The organism is Vreelandella halophila, from assembly GCF_019903425.1.
In the GTDB taxonomy this organism is placed as follows: Bacteria; Pseudomonadota; Gammaproteobacteria; order Pseudomonadales; family Oleiphilaceae; genus Halospina; species Halospina halophila.
Genome location: NZ_JACHUZ010000011.1, coordinates 35,600 through 51,828, shown reverse-complemented (window position 1 = coordinate 51,828; position 16,229 = coordinate 35,600). Strand labels below are relative to the sequence as shown.

The 16,229-nt window shown below is 64.6% G+C and carries 19 protein-coding genes; 6 read left to right on the top strand and 13 right to left on the bottom strand.

The genetic code is table 11. The features are described from left to right. Nucleotide 1: 1 nt before the first annotated feature. Complete coding sequence (locus H4I92_RS00415) at nt 2–1,258, bottom strand: glutamate-5-semialdehyde dehydrogenase (RefSeq protein ID WP_077528681.1); 1,257 nt, start codon at nt 1,256–1,258, stop codon at nt 2–4. Between the two features lie 115 nt (nt 1,259–1,373). Between H4I92_RS00415 and H4I92_RS00410 the strand changes: the two genes are divergently transcribed. Both H4I92_RS00410 and H4I92_RS00405 read left to right on the top strand, forming a co-directional pair. Then, a complete protein-coding gene (locus H4I92_RS00410; RefSeq protein WP_179105571.1) occupies nt 1,374–2,204 on the top strand; it encodes a GGDEF domain-containing protein in 831 nt (276 codons plus the stop codon). Next, nucleotides 2,197–3,252: a GGDEF domain-containing protein gene (locus tag H4I92_RS00405; protein WP_077528680.1), complete on the top strand. Its 1,056-nt coding sequence runs from the start codon at nt 2,197–2,199 to the stop codon at nt 3,250–3,252. Before H4I92_RS00410 ends, H4I92_RS00405 begins: the two co-directional genes overlap by 8 nt. Here the strand turns inward: H4I92_RS00405 and H4I92_RS00400 are convergent. Beyond that, nucleotides 3,177–3,752, bottom strand: a complete 576-nt coding sequence (locus tag H4I92_RS00400; RefSeq protein ID WP_077528679.1) for an LON peptidase substrate-binding domain-containing protein — start codon at nt 3,750–3,752, stop codon at nt 3,177–3,179. The two genes, H4I92_RS00405 and H4I92_RS00400, sit on opposite strands and share 76 nt — an antisense overlap. A 25-nt stretch (nt 3,753–3,777) precedes the next feature. Next, a complete protein-coding gene (locus H4I92_RS00395) occupies nt 3,778–4,404 on the bottom strand; it encodes a class I SAM-dependent methyltransferase (protein ID WP_077528678.1) in 627 nt (208 codons plus the stop codon). 137 nt (nt 4,405–4,541) lie between these two features. Here H4I92_RS00395 and H4I92_RS00390 point away from each other — a divergent pair, with 137 nt between their 5' ends. Next, the gene (locus H4I92_RS00390) at nt 4,542–4,880 is read left to right on the top strand and encodes a hypothetical protein (protein ID WP_143512559.1); all 339 of its coding nucleotides are present in this window, start codon (nt 4,542–4,544) and stop codon (nt 4,878–4,880) included. Here H4I92_RS00390 and H4I92_RS00385 read toward each other — a convergent pair. The 6 genes from H4I92_RS00385 to H4I92_RS00360 are packed head-to-tail and all read right to left on the bottom strand — an operon-like array spanning nt 4,874 to nt 9,515. Then, nucleotides 4,874–5,758, bottom strand: a complete 885-nt coding sequence (locus H4I92_RS00385) for a DMT family transporter (protein WP_077528676.1) — start codon at nt 5,756–5,758, stop codon at nt 4,874–4,876. The genes H4I92_RS00390 and H4I92_RS00385 overlap by 7 nt on opposite strands. A 1-nt stretch (nt 5,759) precedes the next feature. Beyond that, nucleotides 5,760–6,548, bottom strand: coding sequence for an acyl-CoA thioesterase (locus H4I92_RS00380; protein WP_077528675.1), 789 nt, complete (start codon nt 6,546–6,548; stop codon nt 5,760–5,762). After that, nucleotides 6,549–7,061: a dihydrofolate reductase gene (locus H4I92_RS00375; RefSeq protein WP_077528674.1), complete on the bottom strand. Its 513-nt coding sequence runs from the start codon at nt 7,059–7,061 to the stop codon at nt 6,549–6,551. It lies immediately after the preceding gene. A gap of 8 nt (nt 7,062–7,069) precedes the next feature. Next, nucleotides 7,070–7,909 carry a thymidylate synthase gene (locus H4I92_RS00370; protein WP_077528673.1) on the bottom strand — a complete coding sequence of 280 codons (840 nt, stop codon included), beginning with the start codon at nt 7,907–7,909 and terminating at the stop codon, nt 7,070–7,072. Beyond that, the gene (lgt, locus tag H4I92_RS00365; RefSeq protein WP_077528672.1) at nt 7,910–8,707 is read right to left on the bottom strand and encodes a prolipoprotein diacylglyceryl transferase; all 798 of its coding nucleotides are present in this window, start codon (nt 8,705–8,707) and stop codon (nt 7,910–7,912) included. Between the two features lie 7 nt (nt 8,708–8,714). Further along, nucleotides 8,715–9,515, bottom strand: a complete 801-nt coding sequence (locus H4I92_RS00360) for a sulfite exporter TauE/SafE family protein (protein WP_077528671.1) — start codon at nt 9,513–9,515, stop codon at nt 8,715–8,717. Between the two features lie 142 nt (nt 9,516–9,657). On the opposite strand from H4I92_RS00360, the gene H4I92_RS00355 reads away from it, so the two are divergent. The 3 genes from H4I92_RS00355 to dxs all read left to right on the top strand — a co-directional run bounded on the left by H4I92_RS00355 (nt 9,658) and on the right by dxs (nt 12,863). Next, nucleotides 9,658–9,933, top strand: a complete 276-nt coding sequence (locus H4I92_RS00355; RefSeq protein WP_077528670.1) for an exodeoxyribonuclease VII small subunit — start codon at nt 9,658–9,660, stop codon at nt 9,931–9,933. Beyond that, entirely contained in the window at nt 9,930–10,811 is an 882-nt protein-coding gene (locus tag H4I92_RS00350) for a polyprenyl synthetase family protein (RefSeq protein WP_077528669.1), read from the top strand. Before H4I92_RS00355 ends, H4I92_RS00350 begins: the two co-directional genes overlap by 4 nt. A gap of 126 nt (nt 10,812–10,937) precedes the next feature. Further along, nucleotides 10,938–12,863, top strand: coding sequence for a 1-deoxy-D-xylulose-5-phosphate synthase (gene dxs, locus H4I92_RS00345; RefSeq protein ID WP_077528668.1), 1,926 nt, complete (start codon nt 10,938–10,940; stop codon nt 12,861–12,863). A gap of 4 nt (nt 12,864–12,867) precedes the next feature. Here dxs and ribA read toward each other — a convergent pair whose 3' ends face one another. The 4 genes from ribA to argJ all read right to left on the bottom strand — a co-directional run bounded on the left by ribA (nt 12,868) and on the right by argJ (nt 16,225). After that, nucleotides 12,868–13,491 carry a GTP cyclohydrolase II gene (gene ribA, locus H4I92_RS00340; protein WP_077528667.1) on the bottom strand — a complete coding sequence of 208 codons (624 nt, stop codon included), beginning with the start codon at nt 13,489–13,491 and terminating at the stop codon, nt 12,868–12,870. A gap of 65 nt (nt 13,492–13,556) precedes the next feature. After that, nucleotides 13,557–14,048 (bottom strand): cyclic pyranopterin monophosphate synthase MoaC, encoded by a 492-nt coding sequence (moaC, locus tag H4I92_RS00335; protein WP_077528666.1) that lies wholly within the window; start codon nt 14,046–14,048, stop codon nt 13,557–13,559. A 10-nt stretch (nt 14,049–14,058) separates the two neighbouring features. Further along, the gene (locus H4I92_RS00330) at nt 14,059–15,045 is read right to left on the bottom strand and encodes a Nudix family hydrolase (RefSeq protein WP_077528665.1); all 987 of its coding nucleotides are present in this window, start codon (nt 15,043–15,045) and stop codon (nt 14,059–14,061) included. Further along, nucleotides 15,008–16,225, bottom strand: coding sequence for a bifunctional glutamate N-acetyltransferase/amino-acid acetyltransferase ArgJ (gene argJ, locus H4I92_RS00325; protein ID WP_077528664.1), 1,218 nt, complete (start codon nt 16,223–16,225; stop codon nt 15,008–15,010). The genes H4I92_RS00330 and argJ overlap by 38 nt, the downstream gene beginning before the upstream one ends. Nucleotides 16,226–16,229: the final 4 nt, after the last annotated feature.

Below are 16,229 nucleotides of genomic sequence, written 5' to 3'. Positions count from 1 at the left end.
GTCATTCACGGACATGGCCATCCCCGAATACAACGTATTTCTGGCTGGTCAGCCCCTCCAGCCCTACCGGGCCCCGAGCGTGGAGCTTGTCGGTGGAGATGCCGATCTCGGCGCCCAGCCCGTACTCAAAGCCGTCCGCGAAACGCGTGGAGGCGTTGACCATCACGGAACTTGAATCCACCTCCGTCAGAAAGCGCCGGGCCCGGGTGTAGTTCTCGGTAATGATACTGTCAGTATGCTGGGAGCTGTAACGGTTGATGTGCGCCATGGCCTCATCCAGCCCGTCCACCACCCGGATGGACAGAACGGGAGCCAGGTACTCCGTGGCCCAGTCCTCCTCCGACGCTTCTCCAGCCTCCGGCAGGATTTTGCAGGCAGCGGCACAGCCCCGCAGCTCCACGCCAATGCCACGGAGCTGCTCCGCGATGGGTGGCAGCAGGGATTCGGCCACGGGGGCGTCCACCAGCAGGGTTTCCAGGGTGTTGCAAGTGCCGTAACGCTGGGTCTTGGCATTGACCGTCACGCTCACGGCCTTCTCCGGATCCGCATCACGGTCCAGGAAACTGTGGCAGATGCCGTCCAGGTGCTTGATGACGGGCACCGATGCCTCATTGCTGATGCGTTCGATCAGGCTCTTACCACCACGGGGGACGATCACATCCACATACTCCGGCATCCGGATCAGGTGACCCACGGCCTCGCGGTCGGTGGTTCCGACCACCTGCACCCCGGTCTCGGGCAGGCCAGCTTCCCGCAGCCCCTGCGCCACGCATCCGGCAATGGCCTGATTCGAGTGCGAGGCCTCGGAGCCACCACGCAGAACCGTGGCGTTGCCGGATTTGATGCAGAGACTGGCCGCATCCACGGTGACGTTGGGACGGGACTCGTAGATGATGCCGATCACCCCGAGCGGCACCCGCATGCGCCCGACCTGGATACCGGACGGGCGATATTCCATGTCCGTGATCACCCCCACCGGATCCGTGAGCCCGGCGATCTGGCGCAGGCCCTCGATCATGGTATCGATGCGCCCACCAGTGAGCGCCAGCCGGTCCAGCATGGCCTCATCAAGCCCCTTTTCACGGCCCACTTCCAGGTCTTTCCGATTCTCCACCTGCAGCGTCTCCCGGCTGGCATCAAGCGCCCGGGCTGTGGCAAGAAGGGCCTCATTACGCATGCCGGTACTGGAACGGGCCAGTTCGCGGCTTGCCGCCCTGGCCTGTTCGCCCAGGGCCCGCATCATGGATTCTGTGCTCATATCCCTCCCAATCGGATTCCGCATCTGTTTTCAGGGCTCTGCGGGAAAAGTAGGCTATTATACCCGTGCGTGGGGCAGCGGATACAGCCTCGCATTGCAACACCGGGAGCTGATCATGGAAACGGAAACAACAATGCCCCTGCCACTGCGGTGGACGCTGCGGGCCGGATCCCTGCTGCTGTTGCTTCTGACTCTGGCGGTCTTCGCCGGGCACTGGCCCTGGCTGACGCCTGTGGCGTTCCTGGTGCCGCTGGCACTGTTTGCCGGCTGGGGCCTGTGGCTGGCCGGCGCCGGCTGCGCGCTATTCCTCATCGGCACACTCAGCCTGGGCCTGTCCCCCGAGCTTGGCATGGCCCGCCACCAGTTCGTGCCCATGCTGATCCTTGCCACCGGACTGGCTGCGGTATTCGTTTACCTGCGCGAGTACAAGGCCGCCCAGCTTGCCCCGCTGCGGCGTACCGACTCACTCACCCTGGCCTCCACCCGGGACTACCTCGACAGCGACCTCAACCGTGAGATCCGGCGCGGGGAACGCGAAGGCACACCGGTGACCGTAGGTATCCTGCATCTTGATGACCCCGAAACCCCGTTGCCGGAACAGGACCAGAGCAACCTGATGGTGCGGCTCGGCCGCCTGCTGCATCGCTCCCTTAGGGACTTCGACAGCTACTACCGTAGTGATGAGGCTGGCTTCATCATCGTGCTGCCTGCCACCGCGACGCCCGATTCCGTCCAGACGATAGAGGCGATCCGCGACCAAGCCCGGGACATGCTCTCCCGTGAAGGGATGGAGCTGACGCTCTCGGCCGGCGTGGTGGGCGCCAATGTGGGTGATGATGCCCGCAGCCTTTCGGAAAAGGCCCAGGAAACCCTGCGCCGGGCCGAGAAACAGGGGGGCGGCCGGACGCTGACATGGACGGACGCCGGAGGCGCGGGCCATGACTGAAACCGCACTGCGTACCCGCACCAACAGCGTTGCCTATGCGCTGATGCTACTGTGCTTCATGGTTTTGGCAGAGCGCAGCCTGCGCTACGGATTCTATGAGCTCTTCTTCTGCGGCCTGGCCATTGCTGCCCTGGCGATCGCCGGCATCGCCGTCACCATGATCCGGCGACACCGCCAGCTGCAGACCCGCAGCCACCTTCTGATCCTGGTTCTGATGGCCATCACCATCCTCCAGGCCATCGCCCGGGAACCCTCGCTCGCCTTCTACTGGCTCTATCCGTTGCTGATGGCGGCTTTCCTGCTCCTCAGGGTCCACCAGGCAGGCGCTCTCTGTACAGTCGGCCTGCTTCTCAGCCTGGTGGCGGCCTGGAATCTGCCGGCGCAGGAACAGCTGGCGCTCGCCGGCACTGCCCTGTTGCTGGGCGCCGGTGCCGGCTGGTTCGCGCGCCACTACCATGCCAGTGCCCGCTATGTGGACACGCTGACCATCGTGGACCCGGAAACCGGGGCCTACAACGAGCGCAGCCTCAACGAGACCCTCAGCAGGGAGATCAGCCGCTCAGAGGCCACAGGCCACCCCCTGTCACTGGCCCTCCTGAGCATCGATCACCGGGAGGAACTCACCGGCGTTCACGGTGAGGAGGCAATGTCCGGGCTCAGTGCCGCCATCAGTCGCAGTCTGCGCACCACCATCCGGGCCGGAGACAGTCATTACCACCTGGGCGATGGTCGCTTCGTCCTGCTGCTGCCGTTCACCCCCGAAGAGGGACTGCGGGTGATCGCCGAACGCGTGCGGCGGCTGCTGGGCGAGTCACGCTGGCCCACGGTGGAAAGCATCACGGCCAGCATCGGCTGTACAACGCGCTCGCCCGGGGAAAACTCGGTGGAGTCACTGCGTGAGCGCTGTGAGCAGGCACTCAGAGAGGCTCAAAAGCGAGGCCAAGACCAGGTCTGGCACCTGGGCGGTTCGGGTCATTCCATGTCTTCGACCAATCGTGAAAGAATTTCCAGCCGCTCCAATGGATCATCCATCTCCACCAGTGACTGACGCTGCTCAGTGACCATGGGCAGCAGCTCTGTCAGCCGCCATCCGACCTGACGCGCATCGTCGTAATCAATACTGAGATCGAGTTCCGCCACGGAAGGGTGGCGGCAAAGCGCCGCCAGAAGCTCGGAAAGATCCTCGTGACGCAGCGGCGTCGGCGTTCGGGGCTCCTCAGGAAGAACCACCACGTCCCCACGGTTGAGGCCGTCCGTCTCCCGCCAGTTCCGTGCCACGGACACCTTGCTCAGGCCCTCTACCGTAATGCCCAGGAAGCCATTCTCCAGCGGCGAGAAATCCACCACCGAGACCTCACAGCCAATGGGATGGAATGCGACATCCGCCCGGGTGTCACTGCCGCCTTGTTCCAGAAGCACCAGTACAAAAGGCTCCCGGGCGCGCAGTGAATGGGTCAGCATGTCCATATAGCGGCGCTCGAAGAGCCGCAGGGGAAGGCGGCCGCCGGGAAGCACCACCGAGTTGAGGGGGAACAGCGCTCGATTCATGGCCGTGACTCCCGGCGGGCTGGTGTTACTCTTCGGGGCAGCGACCGTGCAGCATAGTCCAGTAACCGAACAGGTTCACGGACTCAATCTTCTCCACGTTCAGGCCCACATTCTCAAGCACCGGCTCCATGGGGAAATCCGGATCAAACCCAAGGGGAGCGGCCCAGCGCGAAAGCGTGGATTCAAACCGGCGGACCAGGGGGTTTTCCTTGGCGAAGTGGTTGACGAAGATCACGTCCGCCCCCGGCTTGGCAACCCTGCGGACCTCACTCATCACCTTATAGGGATCGGGCACCACGGAGAGCACGTACAGAACCATGATCTTGTCGAAGCTGTTGTCCGGGAAGTCCAGCGCTTCGGCGTCCATGTTGTACAGCTCGCAGTTGTTCAGCCCGTGCTTTTGGATGCGCTTTTCGGCCTTGTCGAGCATGTCCTGTGAAATATCAACGCCAGTCACGTGGATGTCCACGTCATCGGGGTATTCCGGCAGCGAAAGGCCAGTACCCACGCCCAGTTCCAGAACCTGGTCACCGGATTTAAACTCAAGAGAATCCATGGCCACATGCCGCCCGTTCCGAAACACAAGCCCGAACACCCAGTCGTACACCGGTGCGTAACGCTTATAGGCACCCTTGATGCTGTCGTTGTCCACTTTCTGTACTCCCTCGATTCACGAAGGTTGATACAGTACCAATCAAGGGTTCGCTCGTCATCTCCCGCGGGGGGAGACAGCTGGATTACAGACGCGTTATAGTTTTTGGATCGGCTCTGAATCCGGGTCATACCATCGTGACTGACAACCGTTTCTCCGAGGAAAGCGCCCTGAGCGCCGCCGAGGCGCTCCAGCATGTGCTCGCCAGCCGTACCCACAAGCGCAAGGTTCTGGGCGAGGAGCGCATCGTGCCCGGCCAGCTTGGCGAGGCACTAGGCCTTCCTGTCATCATCCACCGCCTTCAGAGCCGCAGCGGCCCGGTCCGCAGCGAGGCCACGGAACGCTTCGAAGCCATCTGGGACACACTCTCGGAACGGTCACGCCAGCGCGTCCGCGAGGCGCTCGGCTGGTACGACCCGCGCGAACTCCACTGGGAGGATCCGCGCTCCAACCGCCGCCCGGTCGAGGATCACTGACTGCGCGAGTGCACGTACTGCTGCAGGTAGAGCCCGGTAATGACCAGGGCCAGCCCCACCACCGTTGACCCCAGAATCGGCTCGCCCACGATGAGCGCGATGAAGCCCAGCGACAGCGGCGGCGACAGGAAGATCAGGTTGCTCAGGCGCGAGGTGTTGGTCGCCTTCTTCATGGCCAGCAGCCAGAGCACAAAGGCAATCCCCATCTCAAAGGCCCCCACCCAGGCGGCGCCGGCCAGCCCCTGCCACGCGGGCCAATGCCAGCCATCCCAGAGGGCCAGAACCAGGATCAGCGGCCAGGCCACCAGGAAGTTCAGCAGCAGACCGGCAACCGGCTCACGCGTATCACGGGTATTGAAGATCCAGTAGAACGCCCAGACCAGTGTGCTCCCGAGGGCCAGCGCCACGCCCAGCCCATTCGAGAGATCAAATGCCAGCGGATCCCCGCGCGTGGCGATGATGAAGACACCGCTATAGCAGATCAGCCCGGCAAAGGCGTCCACCGCCTTCAGCCTGTGCCCCAGAAACGGTACCGCCAGATAGGCGAGCGTGAGCGCCCAGGTGTAGTTGATGGCCATGGCCTCCTGCGCCGGCAGCAGGTCATAGGCCCCGAACAGCAGGGTGTAGTAGAGGATCGGATTGATGAGCCCGAATCCGAGGGACAGCTGAAGCCCTCGCCGCCCCGGGCGCAGGGTTTCACCCAGACGCCCCTGCCAGGCCTGCCAGACGACCAGCACCAGTATGGAAAAGGTAACACCCCAGAACATGAGACCGGTGCGCGACAGGTGTTCCAACGAGATCTTGAAGGCCGTTGCCGCCGTCGACCACAGCAGGACCGTGGTCACCCCCAGGATCATGGCCTGGCGCTGATCCTTCATGTCAGGCGAAAACCGTGACCGTCTGCTGGCTGCGAGCCACCAGCTCGCCCTCGGCGGTCCAGATCCCAGCCCGGGTAAGGCCATAGCCGTCCCTGGCCTGATCAATGGTGGCACGATAGAGCAGCCAGTCTGAGGGACCAATGGAGGGCATGGGGTGCACCAGTTCCATGGTCCAGCTCAGGGTGCTGGCAGGCGCGGGCTGGCTGAGGTGCGGCAGCACCGCCGGGGGCCAGGTATCTACCAGAGCCACCAGATGCGAGTGGGTGATGGCCTGCGGCGCCTCGTGGAAGCGCATCCAACCTCCCATGGTGCGGTCGCTTGAGCCACTGAGCGGAAACCCGCCGAGACAGAACCGCAGATCGTAGTGGCGCATGAAGTCCGGGGTTACGCCCTCGATCTGCGGCATCGGCTGCGCGGAACCGGCATCCGGCGCTTCCGGGGCTGCCTCCTGATCAACCGAGACCACGGAATCGCGGCCGGAACCGAAGCTGCCCATGGCCACCATCACGGTGTCACCACCCTGGTGGATACGACTCTCCACCTGGGTCACCGCCTTGCCCTGGCGCAGGATCTCCGCACTCACATCAACAGGCTGGTCCGGCGCCGCCGGCCCCACGAAGGAAACCGCCAGCGAGCGCATTGGCCGCTCATCCACCAGTTGTCCCCGCATGGCCTCATGGGCCATGGCCGCCAGAAGCCCGCCAAAAGTGGCCCGCCCCTGGCTCCAGTCCGGCGTCAGATCGGCCCGCCCCTCCCGGGCAGCATGCATCAGGCTGTCAAAATCACTCATTCAGACCTCTCCCCGGTCATAGACAACAATGCTGTAAGGGTAGCGGTTGGCTTCCTCGCCACCGGCATGATCCACGCGCGACACCTCCTCCCAGAGGCTGAGATCCACTTCCGGAAAGAAAGTATCGCCCTCCACTTCCGCGTGAACCTCCGTCATGTAGAGCCGGTCCGCTTCCGGCAGCGCCTCGGCGTAGAGCTGAGCCCCCCCGATCACCACGCACTCTTCGGTACCGTCAATCAGAGCCTGACGCTCCGCCTGCTCGAAGGCCTCCTCCAGGGAATGCACAACCGATACCCCTTCCGCGGACCAGGCGGGATCCCTTGTTACCACGATGTTGCTGCGACCGGGCAGCGGTCGCCCGATGGATCCGTGGGTGCGGCGCCCCATGATGATGGACTTACCCATGGTGGCCCGCTTGAAATACTGCAGCTCCTCCGGGAGATACCAGGGAAGTCGGTTATTCCGGCCAATCACCCGGTTGCGGGCCATGGCCACGATCAGTGCTATACGCATGAAAGACCTCAGATGGCGATGGGCGCGCGGATCACCGGATACGGATCATAACCGGAGATCCGGAAATCCACCTCCCTGTATTCGAACAGGCTGGGCGGACGACGCTGCAGCTCCAGCACCGGCAGCGCCCCCGGTGTGCGGCGCAACTGCTCGTAGACAATGTCCTCCGTCAGATGGTTCTGATAGAGATGCACGTCCCCGAAGGTATGCACGAAATCACCGGGCTCCAGCCCCGCCTGCTGCGCCATCATGCAGGTGAGCAGGCTGTAGGAGGCGATGTTGAACGGTACCCCCAGGAACAGATCGGCGCTCCGCTGATAGAGCTGACAGGAAAGCCGCCCGTCCGCGACAAAGAACTGGAACAGGCAGTGACAGGGCGCCAGTGCCATGCAACCCGCGTGCACGTTCTCCTGGGGACCCATGGACTCATCCGGCAGCTCCGCCGGGTTCCACGCCGTCACCACCAGCCGCCGGGACTCGGGCCGGCTGCAGATGCCGTCCAGAACCTCACTGATCTGGTCCACCGTACTGCCATCCGGGCACTGCCAGCTGCGCCATTGCTTGCCGTAGATCGGCCCCAGGTCCCCGTCGTCGGTGGCCCATTCATTCCAGATGGAGACATTGTGCTGTTGCAGTTCCCGGTTGTCGGTTGATCCACGAAGGAACCACAGGAGCTCATGGATGATGCTGCGCACATGGACCTTCTTGGTGGTCAGCAGCGGAAAGCCCTGGCCCAGGTCAAAGCGCAGCTGGCGCCCAAACACCGAACGGGTACCAACACCGGTACGGTCGCCCCGGTCAACGCCGTTATCAATCACATCGCGCATCAGCGCCAGATAGGACTCCATTCAGGCGGGCCTCCCCTGTCGATAGGCCAGAAACAGCAGTATGGCGCCGGCCACGATCATGGGCGCGGACAGGACCTGCCCCATGGTCATCCAGTCCAGCAGCACAAAACCAAGGTGAGCGTCGGGCTCGCGGTAGAACTCGGCCACGGAACGCAGAACCCCGTAACCGGCCAGGAAGAGCCCGGAGACCGCCATTCGCGGGCGGGGTCTGGCGGAGAACCACCAGAGCACCACGAACAGCAGCACGCCCTCGAGCGCGAACTGGTAGAGCTGCGAGGGATGGCGCGGCAGGGCATCCCCGGCCTGGGGAAAGACCATCGCCCAAGGCAGTTCCGGCGACGTGGGGCGCCCCCAGAGTTCACCGTTGATGAAATTGCCCAGCCGCCCAAGGGCCAGGCCCACGGGAATCACCGGCGCGATGAAATCCGCGATGTTGAAGAAACCGGTGCCGATGCGCCGGGCGAACACCAGCATGGCGGCCAGAACACCGATGAGCCCCCCGTGGAAGGACATGCCCCCTTCCCAGATCTGGATAAGCCAGAGCGGTTCCGCGAAAAAGCGTTCAAAGTGATAGAAAAGCACATAGCCGAAGCGCCCACCCAGGATCACGCCCAGCGCCATATAGAAAAGCAGATCCCCCAGCTGTTCGGCGTTGACCGGCGAATCCGGGCGGCTGGTGCGCAGCCGCGCCAGTGCCCAGCCCCCGACAAAGGCGACCAGATAGGTCAGCCCGTACCAGTGGATGTCCAGAGGACCCAGGGAAACAGCGACCGGATCGAATTGCGGATGTACCAGCATGAGACCTTCAACCTGAAATCAGAAACCGCACACCAATCACCACCAGCAGCAGCGCGAACAGGCGCTTGAGCCAGCGCTCATCCAACCGGTGTGCCAACAGCGCCCCAACGCGGGCAAAGGGAACGCTCATCAATACAATACCCAGCAGCGCAGGCAGGAACACGAACCCGACACTGTACGCCGGAAGCCCTTCACGCCCCCAGCCCACGGCCATGTTGGTCAGCGCCCCGGAAACCGCAATGGGCAGGCCACAGGCCGCCGATGTGCCCACGGCATGCTGCATGCGCACGCCGACCCACGTCAGGTACGGCACCGTCAGTGTGCCACCACCGATGCCGACAATCGCGGAAAGCCAGCCGATGCCACCGCCCACGCCCCCGAGTTCCGCTTTCGCGGGCTGGCGGTCGGAGGCCATGGGAGACCAGCCGGTCACCATCTTAACGGCGACCAGCAGCACAAAGACACCGATGATGCCCTGAAGGATTTCCCCGCTGAGAAGTCCGGCCGTGACCGCGCCCAGCGCTGCCCCCAGCAGTATACCCGCGGCCATGGGCCGGAACAGGTCCCAGCGTACGGCGCCTTTGCCGTGATGGGTCCGGATGGAGCTCAGGGACGTGAATACGACCGTCGCCAGGGAGGTACCGACCGCCAGATGCGCCGTAACACTGCCGCTGACACCCTGCCAGCCAAAAGCGAACACCAGCGCGGGCACGATGATGAGCCCGCCACCGATCCCGAACAGGCCCGCCAGCGTTCCGGCGACGGCGCCCAGCCCCAGATAGAAAACCAGTGCTTCGAGGATGCCCATCCGATTCCGTTCCGTTGTCCGATAAAGCCCGGCATGGTACCAGAGGATGGAAGTAGCCGCAGGCTGGGTGACGGGGACAGAGGGCATGCTACAATCCGGCCGTTCACCCGATGGTGGCACCGGCAGCGACGGGAGTGGATGCATGAGCGAAAGTGACAGCGACAACAGCAACAGTGACAGCGGCAACGCCGCCAGCTTCGAGGCGAGCATCCAGGAGCTGGAATCCCTGGTGCGCAAGCTCGAACAGGGCGACATGCCGCTGGAGGAATCCCTGAAGGCGTTCGAGCGCGGGGTCCAGCTTACCCGCTCATGTCAGCAGTCCCTGCGTGATGCGGAACAGCGCGTGGAGCAGGTGATCGAGAACAGCCAGGGCGAACTTGAGACACACCCCTTCCCGGAGGACAGCTCCGAGGCATGACAGTCGACGCTTTCCTCAACGACACCCGTGAGCGTCTGGAAGACGCCCTGGAGCGCGCCCTTCCGGACCCGGACACCGAGCCCCGCCGCCTTCACCAGGCCATGCGCCATGCGGTACTCGGTGGCGGCAAACGCCTGCGCCCCGCACTGGTGCTGGCCGCGTACCGCTGCGCCGGGGAAAGCAGTGATGAGCAGGCCCTGCCCGCGGCAGTAGCCGTTGAACTCATCCATGCCTATTCCCTGGTGCACGATGACCTGCCGGCAATGGACGACGACGACCTCCGCCGTGGCCAGCCCACCTGCCACGTGGCGTTTGATGAGGCCACCGCCATCCTCACCGGGGATGCCCTGCAGACACTGGCCTTCGAGACGCTTTCCGGCACTGACCGGCCTGCCGAAGCAGTTGTGGCCATGGTCCGGGAACTGTCCACCGCCTCCGGCCACAGGGGCATGGCGGGAGGGCAGGCACTGGATCTGGACGCCACCGGCGCCCATCCCTCCATGGATGCCCTTGAGGCGCTGCATCGACGCAAGACCGGCGCGCTCATCGAGGCTTCGCTGGTGCTCGGCGCCCACTGCGCCGGTGGCGATGAACGGCTCATCACCTCCCTGCGTGCCTTCGGGCGCAGTATCGGGCTCGCCTTCCAGGTGCAGGATGACATCCTGGATGTGGAAGGCAGCTCCGCCGTGACCGGCAAGCCCCAGGGGTCGGACACGGCCGCGGACAAGGCCACCTACACCGCCCTGCTGGGCCTGGATGGCGCCCGCGCGCGGCTGGATGACCTCCATCGTGATGCCCTGGAGCACCTGGAGCGGATTCCCGGCGACGCCTCCCTGCTCGCCGCACTGGCCGCTTTTATCATCGAGCGTAACCACTGACGTCACGCTGTTGTCACTGCCTCGGCCGCAGGCTTATTGTGCCAGGAAACGCGGGACTGATCTTCCGCGCCGATTTCACTATAATGCGGGATTACCGTCAGGAACCGCCAAGGCAGCAAGGCCCGGATGCAGGACAAGACCGTTTTCAACAGCATACCCACGCAGCGCCCGGAGACGCCCCTGCTGGACCGCATCAACACACCGGAGCAGCTGCGCACACTCAGCCGTGACCAGCTGGTACCGCTGGCGCGCGAACTGCGGGCCTTCCTGCTATGGTCCGTGGGCCAGTCCGGCGGGCACTTCGGTGCCGGCCTGGGCGTGGTGGAGCTGACACTGGCCCTGCACTACATCTTTGAAACCCCAGGGGACCGCCTGGTCTGGGACGTCGGCCATCAGGCCTATCCCCACAAGATCCTGACCGGGCGCCGCGAGCAGCTGCGCACCATCCGCAAGAAGGACGGCCTGGCTGCGTTCCCCAACCGCGATGAAAGCCCGTACGACCACTTCGGTGTGGGCCACTCCAGCACCTCCATCAGTGCCGCCCTGGGCATGGCGCTGGCCGCACGCCAGCAGGGCCACAACCGCAAAGGCATCGCCGTCATGGGTGATGGCGCCATGACGGCGGGCATGGCCTTTGAGGCCCTGACCCATGCCGCGGATGTACGCGCCAACCTGCTGGTGGTACTGAACGACAACGAGATGTCCATCTCCCACAACGTGGGCGGGCTTTCCAACTACTTCGGGCGCCTTCTGGCAAGCCGGACCTACAATCAGGTGCGCGACAGCAGCAAGCGTGCGCTGGCCAACACCCCGGGGCTCAAGGCCCTGGTACGCCGCACCGAGGAACACTTCAAGGGCATGCTGGCCCCGGGCACCCTGTTCGAGGAGATGGGCTTCAACTACATCGGCCCCATCGATGGCCACGACCTGCCGCTGCTGCTGGAAACACTGGATACCATCAGCCAGCTCGACGGCCCCCAGTTCCTGCACGTGGTCACCACCAAGGGCAAGGGCTTCGGCCCGGCGGAGTCCGATCCGGTGGGCTACCACGCCATCAACAAGATCGAACCCGCGCCACCCGTGCAGCCCGCGGACGCGCCCAAGAAGCCCAAGTACTCCAACATCTTCGGCCAGTGGCTGTGCGACATGGCCGAACAGGATAACCGGGTCATGGGCATCACCCCCGCCATGCGCGAGGGCTCGGACCTGGTGGCCTTCTCCGAGCGCTTCCCGGAGCGCTACTTCGATGTCGCCATCGCCGAGCAGCACGCGGTCACCCTGGCGGCCGGCATGGCCTGTGACGGCGCCAAGCCGGTGGTGGCCATCTACTCCACCTTCCTGCAGCGGGCCTACGACCAGCTGATCCACGATGTGGCCCTGCAGAACCTGGATGTGCTCTTCGCACTGGACCGTGCCGGCCAGGTGGGCGAAGACGGCCCAACCCACGCCGGGGCCTTCGATCTGACCTATCTGCGCTGCGTGCCCAACATGGTGGTCATGGCGCCCTCGGACGAAAACGAGACCCGGCACATGCTCTATACCGGCTGGTGCCATGAAGGGCCCGCCGCGGTGCGCTATCCGCGAGGGACAGGCCCCGGGGCTGTCGTGGATGAGCACATGGAGGCATTGCCGCTCGGTCGGGGCGTGATGCGCCGCGAGGGCAAGCGGGTGGCGATACTGGCCTTCGGGGCCATGGTTACGCCTGCACTTGAAGTTGCTGAATCACTGGATGCCAGCGTGGCGGACATGCGCTTCGTGAAACCGCTGGACACGGCACTGGTGGAGAAACTGGCGGCCAGCCATGACCTGCTGGTGACCATCGAGGAGAATATGGTGGCCGGTGGTGCCGGCAGTGGCGTGTCGGAACACCTGCATGCCGCCGGGGTTGGCGTGGATCTTCTGCAGCTGGGCCTGCCCGACCGCTTCATCGACCACGGCAAGCCCGCAGAACAGCTCGCGGATGCCGGGCTGGATGCGCAGAGCATCCACAGCGCCATCAGCAAACGTCTTTCCGGGGGCAGCGACAGCGGCCTCGCCGTCGCCCAGACCTGACCCGTCAGCCCCCGGAGGGTGGCGGGTCGTCGTCTTGATGGGTATGGAACCAGTGGCCCATGCGTGAGCGTTTGGTGTCCAGATAGGACTCATTGTGGGGGTTACGGCCCACTTCCAGTGGTACGCGCTCGACCACGTCCACACCCAGATCCCTGAGTGCATCCACCTTGACCGGGTTGTTGGTCATCAGCCGCAGCTGTTTGATGCCCAGATGCTCAAGCATGTCCAGGCACATGCTGTAGTCCCGCAGATCCGCCGCAAAGCCCAGGCGCTCGTTCGCCTCCACGGTATCCGCACCTTCATCCTGCAGCCGGTAGGCCCGGATCTTGTTCAGAAGCCCGATACCCCGCCCTTCCTGGCGCAGATAGAGAAGCACTCCGCGCCCTTCGATGGCGATGCTGCGCAGGGCCTCCTCAAGCTGGTAGCCGCAGTCGCAGCGCATGCTGTAAAGGGCGTCACCGGTGAGGCACTCGGAGTGGGTGCGCCCGAGCACAGGCCTGCCGTCCGAAACCTCGCCCAGACTGAGCACCACATGCTCCTGGCCGGTGTCGATCTCCTCGAACCCATGCATATCGAACACACCGAAAGGCGTGGGGAGGCGACAGCTCTCGATGAATCGGACGACCACGGGCGATCCTCACAGCATGAAAAGAGGCGGCAGTTTAACAGAAGGCGCAGCGCCGCTGAACGGGGTCAGGCCCCGCCTTGCTCAGGTGCCTGCCAGTGACCGGACTGACCGCCTTGCTTTTCCAGGAGCCGGATACCGTCCATGACCATGCCACGATCCACTGCCTTGCACATGTCATAGAGCGTCAAAGCCGCCACGGATACAGCTGTGAGCGCCTCCATTTCTACACCCGTGGCGGCGTTGAGGCGACACCGGCTTTCAATGTCGATGCCGTCACGCTCCTCCCGGGGCGTGAGCCAGACCTTGACCGAGCTCAGATTCAGCGAATGGCACAAGGGAATCAGCTCATGGGTGCGCTTGGCGGCCATGATGCCGGCGATCCGCGCGGTGGCCAGCACATCTCCCTTGGGGTGCTCACCCGCCAGGATCATGTCCAGTGTTTCCGGCTGCATCCGGATGGTCCCCCCCGCTCTCGCCTCGCGCTGGGTCACCGCTTTGTCCCCGACATCGACCATATTGGCCGCACCGGTTTCGTCCACATGACTGAGACCGCTCATCATTCCTCCTTCAATGCCACCAGAAGCCGATACCGGCAATTCCACAGCCGCCATGCCGGCGGCTCTCTGCCACATCATCGCCACCAACCCCGCCCAGTGCATAGACTGGAAGATCCAGATCCCTCAACAGCGCCCGGAAACCGTCCCAGCCCAGTGGCGGGCGATCCGGGTGGCTGGCCGTGGGCCTGACCGGCGAGACAAAGGCATAGTCCGCGTCCAGCCTCTGTGCATGCTCCAGGCTGGCGCGGTCATGGCAAGACACCCCAAGGCGGTACGCCCTACTGACAGGGCGCTCCATGAGAGCACGTGCCTCCAGCCAGGGCAGGTGCAAGCCGTCGGCATCGGGAACCGCCGTCAGGCGTTCCGGTGCGCCGTGAAGCAGCAGCGGACAACCCGCGTTTCGGGCCACAGGTAAACAGGCCGAAGCCAGCCCCTGATACGCCGCATCATCGAGCTCCGGACAGCGCAGCAGGCACTGGCTGCCCGCCCAGCCCTGAAGCCGGTCTGCGAGACCATCCGCTGTCACGCCGGCACCGGTAACCAGCGTGCGTGCCGGCAGCGCCAGCACCTGGATCATGCGGCGGTTGGCGGCCGGAAAGTCACCTGGATCCAGGGTGGCCACATCGAGCCACATCAGCGGCTGATCTTCCCGACCCTGCGGTTCTCCCGAGAATCCGGTGGCGCGGTAGAGATCCAGCTGGACACGGCGGTCGCCATAGTCGTGGGTCAGGCTCAATTCAAAGCCCAGGCCGCTCTCCAGCACCCGGAGGCCGACCTCCTCATCAAGCTCACGGACAAGCGCGGCCGCAGGGGACTCGCCGGGCTCGACCTTGCCGCCCGGGAACTCCAGAAGGCCGCCCTGATGCTGCTGGGCGTGCCGGCGGGCCACCAGTACCTGCTCGCGCCCGGCCTGTTGGCGACAGACCGCCGCAACGGCCACATGCACCGTTTTCACGGGCTCAGGTGCGGTATTCGGCGTTGATGGTGACGTACTCATGGGAGAAATCGCAGGTCCAGACCCGTTCCAGTGCGCTGCCACGCCCCAGGTCAATGCGGATGGTCAGCTCCTGCTGGTCCATCACGGCCTGGCCGGCCTCCTCGGTGTACTCCGGGGCCCGCCCGCCATGACGCACGATGCAGACATCATCGAGATGGATCGCAACACCGTCGATAGCGAGGTTCTCGATGCCTGCACGCCCCACGGCCGCAAGTATCCGGCCCCAGTTGGGGTCGGCTGCGTAGAGCGCCGTTTTGACCAGCGGCGACTCGGCCACGGCGAAAGCCACACGGCAGGCCTCATCGGCGTCGGCGGCCCCGCCAACCTCCACGGTCACGAAGCGGGTTGCGCCTTCCGCATCCCGGACAATGGCCTGGGAGAGCTCAAGGAACACGGATGCCAGCGCCTCGCGCAGCTCCGCTACGATCCGACCCTGTGAATCCAGGACCTCGGCGTTACTCCGACCCGTGGCCGCCAGCAGACAGGCGTCATTGGTGGAGGTGTCACCGTCAATCGTGATGCGGTTGAAACTGGTGTCCGCCAGCTCGCGCACCAGCGATTTGAGAACGTCCGCCGGAATGGCAGCGTCCGTGGTGACAAAGGCGAGCATGGTGGCCATGTTGGGGCGGATCATGCCAGCGCCCTTGCTGATGCCGGAGATGTGCACCGGTTCGCCGTTAATCATCACCCGGCGCGTGGCCCCCTTGGACACCGTGTCTGTGGTCATGATGGCAGGCGCCGCTTTTGCCCAGCCGCTGGCATCCAGCGCCGTGACGGCGTTCGGGATGGCCTCAAGCATGCGTGCCAGGGGCAGCGGCTCGCCGATCACACCGGTGGAAAACGGCAGGACCTGCTCGGCGCCCACACCTGCGGCTTCCGCCACGGCCCGACAGCAGGCGCGGGCGTCCGAAAGGCCCTGCTCGCCATTGCCGGCATTGGCGTTGCCAGTGTTGATCAGCAGATAGCGCGGTCGTCCGGCCGCCAGCGCCTGCTCAGCCACGAGCACCGGTGCGGCACGGAAGGCATTGCGGGTAAAGACGGCACCAGCGGCACTGCCTTCGGCCAGCTCCACCAGCACCAGATCGTCACTACCCGGCTTCTTGATGGCCGCATCCGCGGTACCCAGACGCACGCCCGGTACCGCGTGGAATTCGGGAAGAGGTGCGGGATTGACCGCCATAACG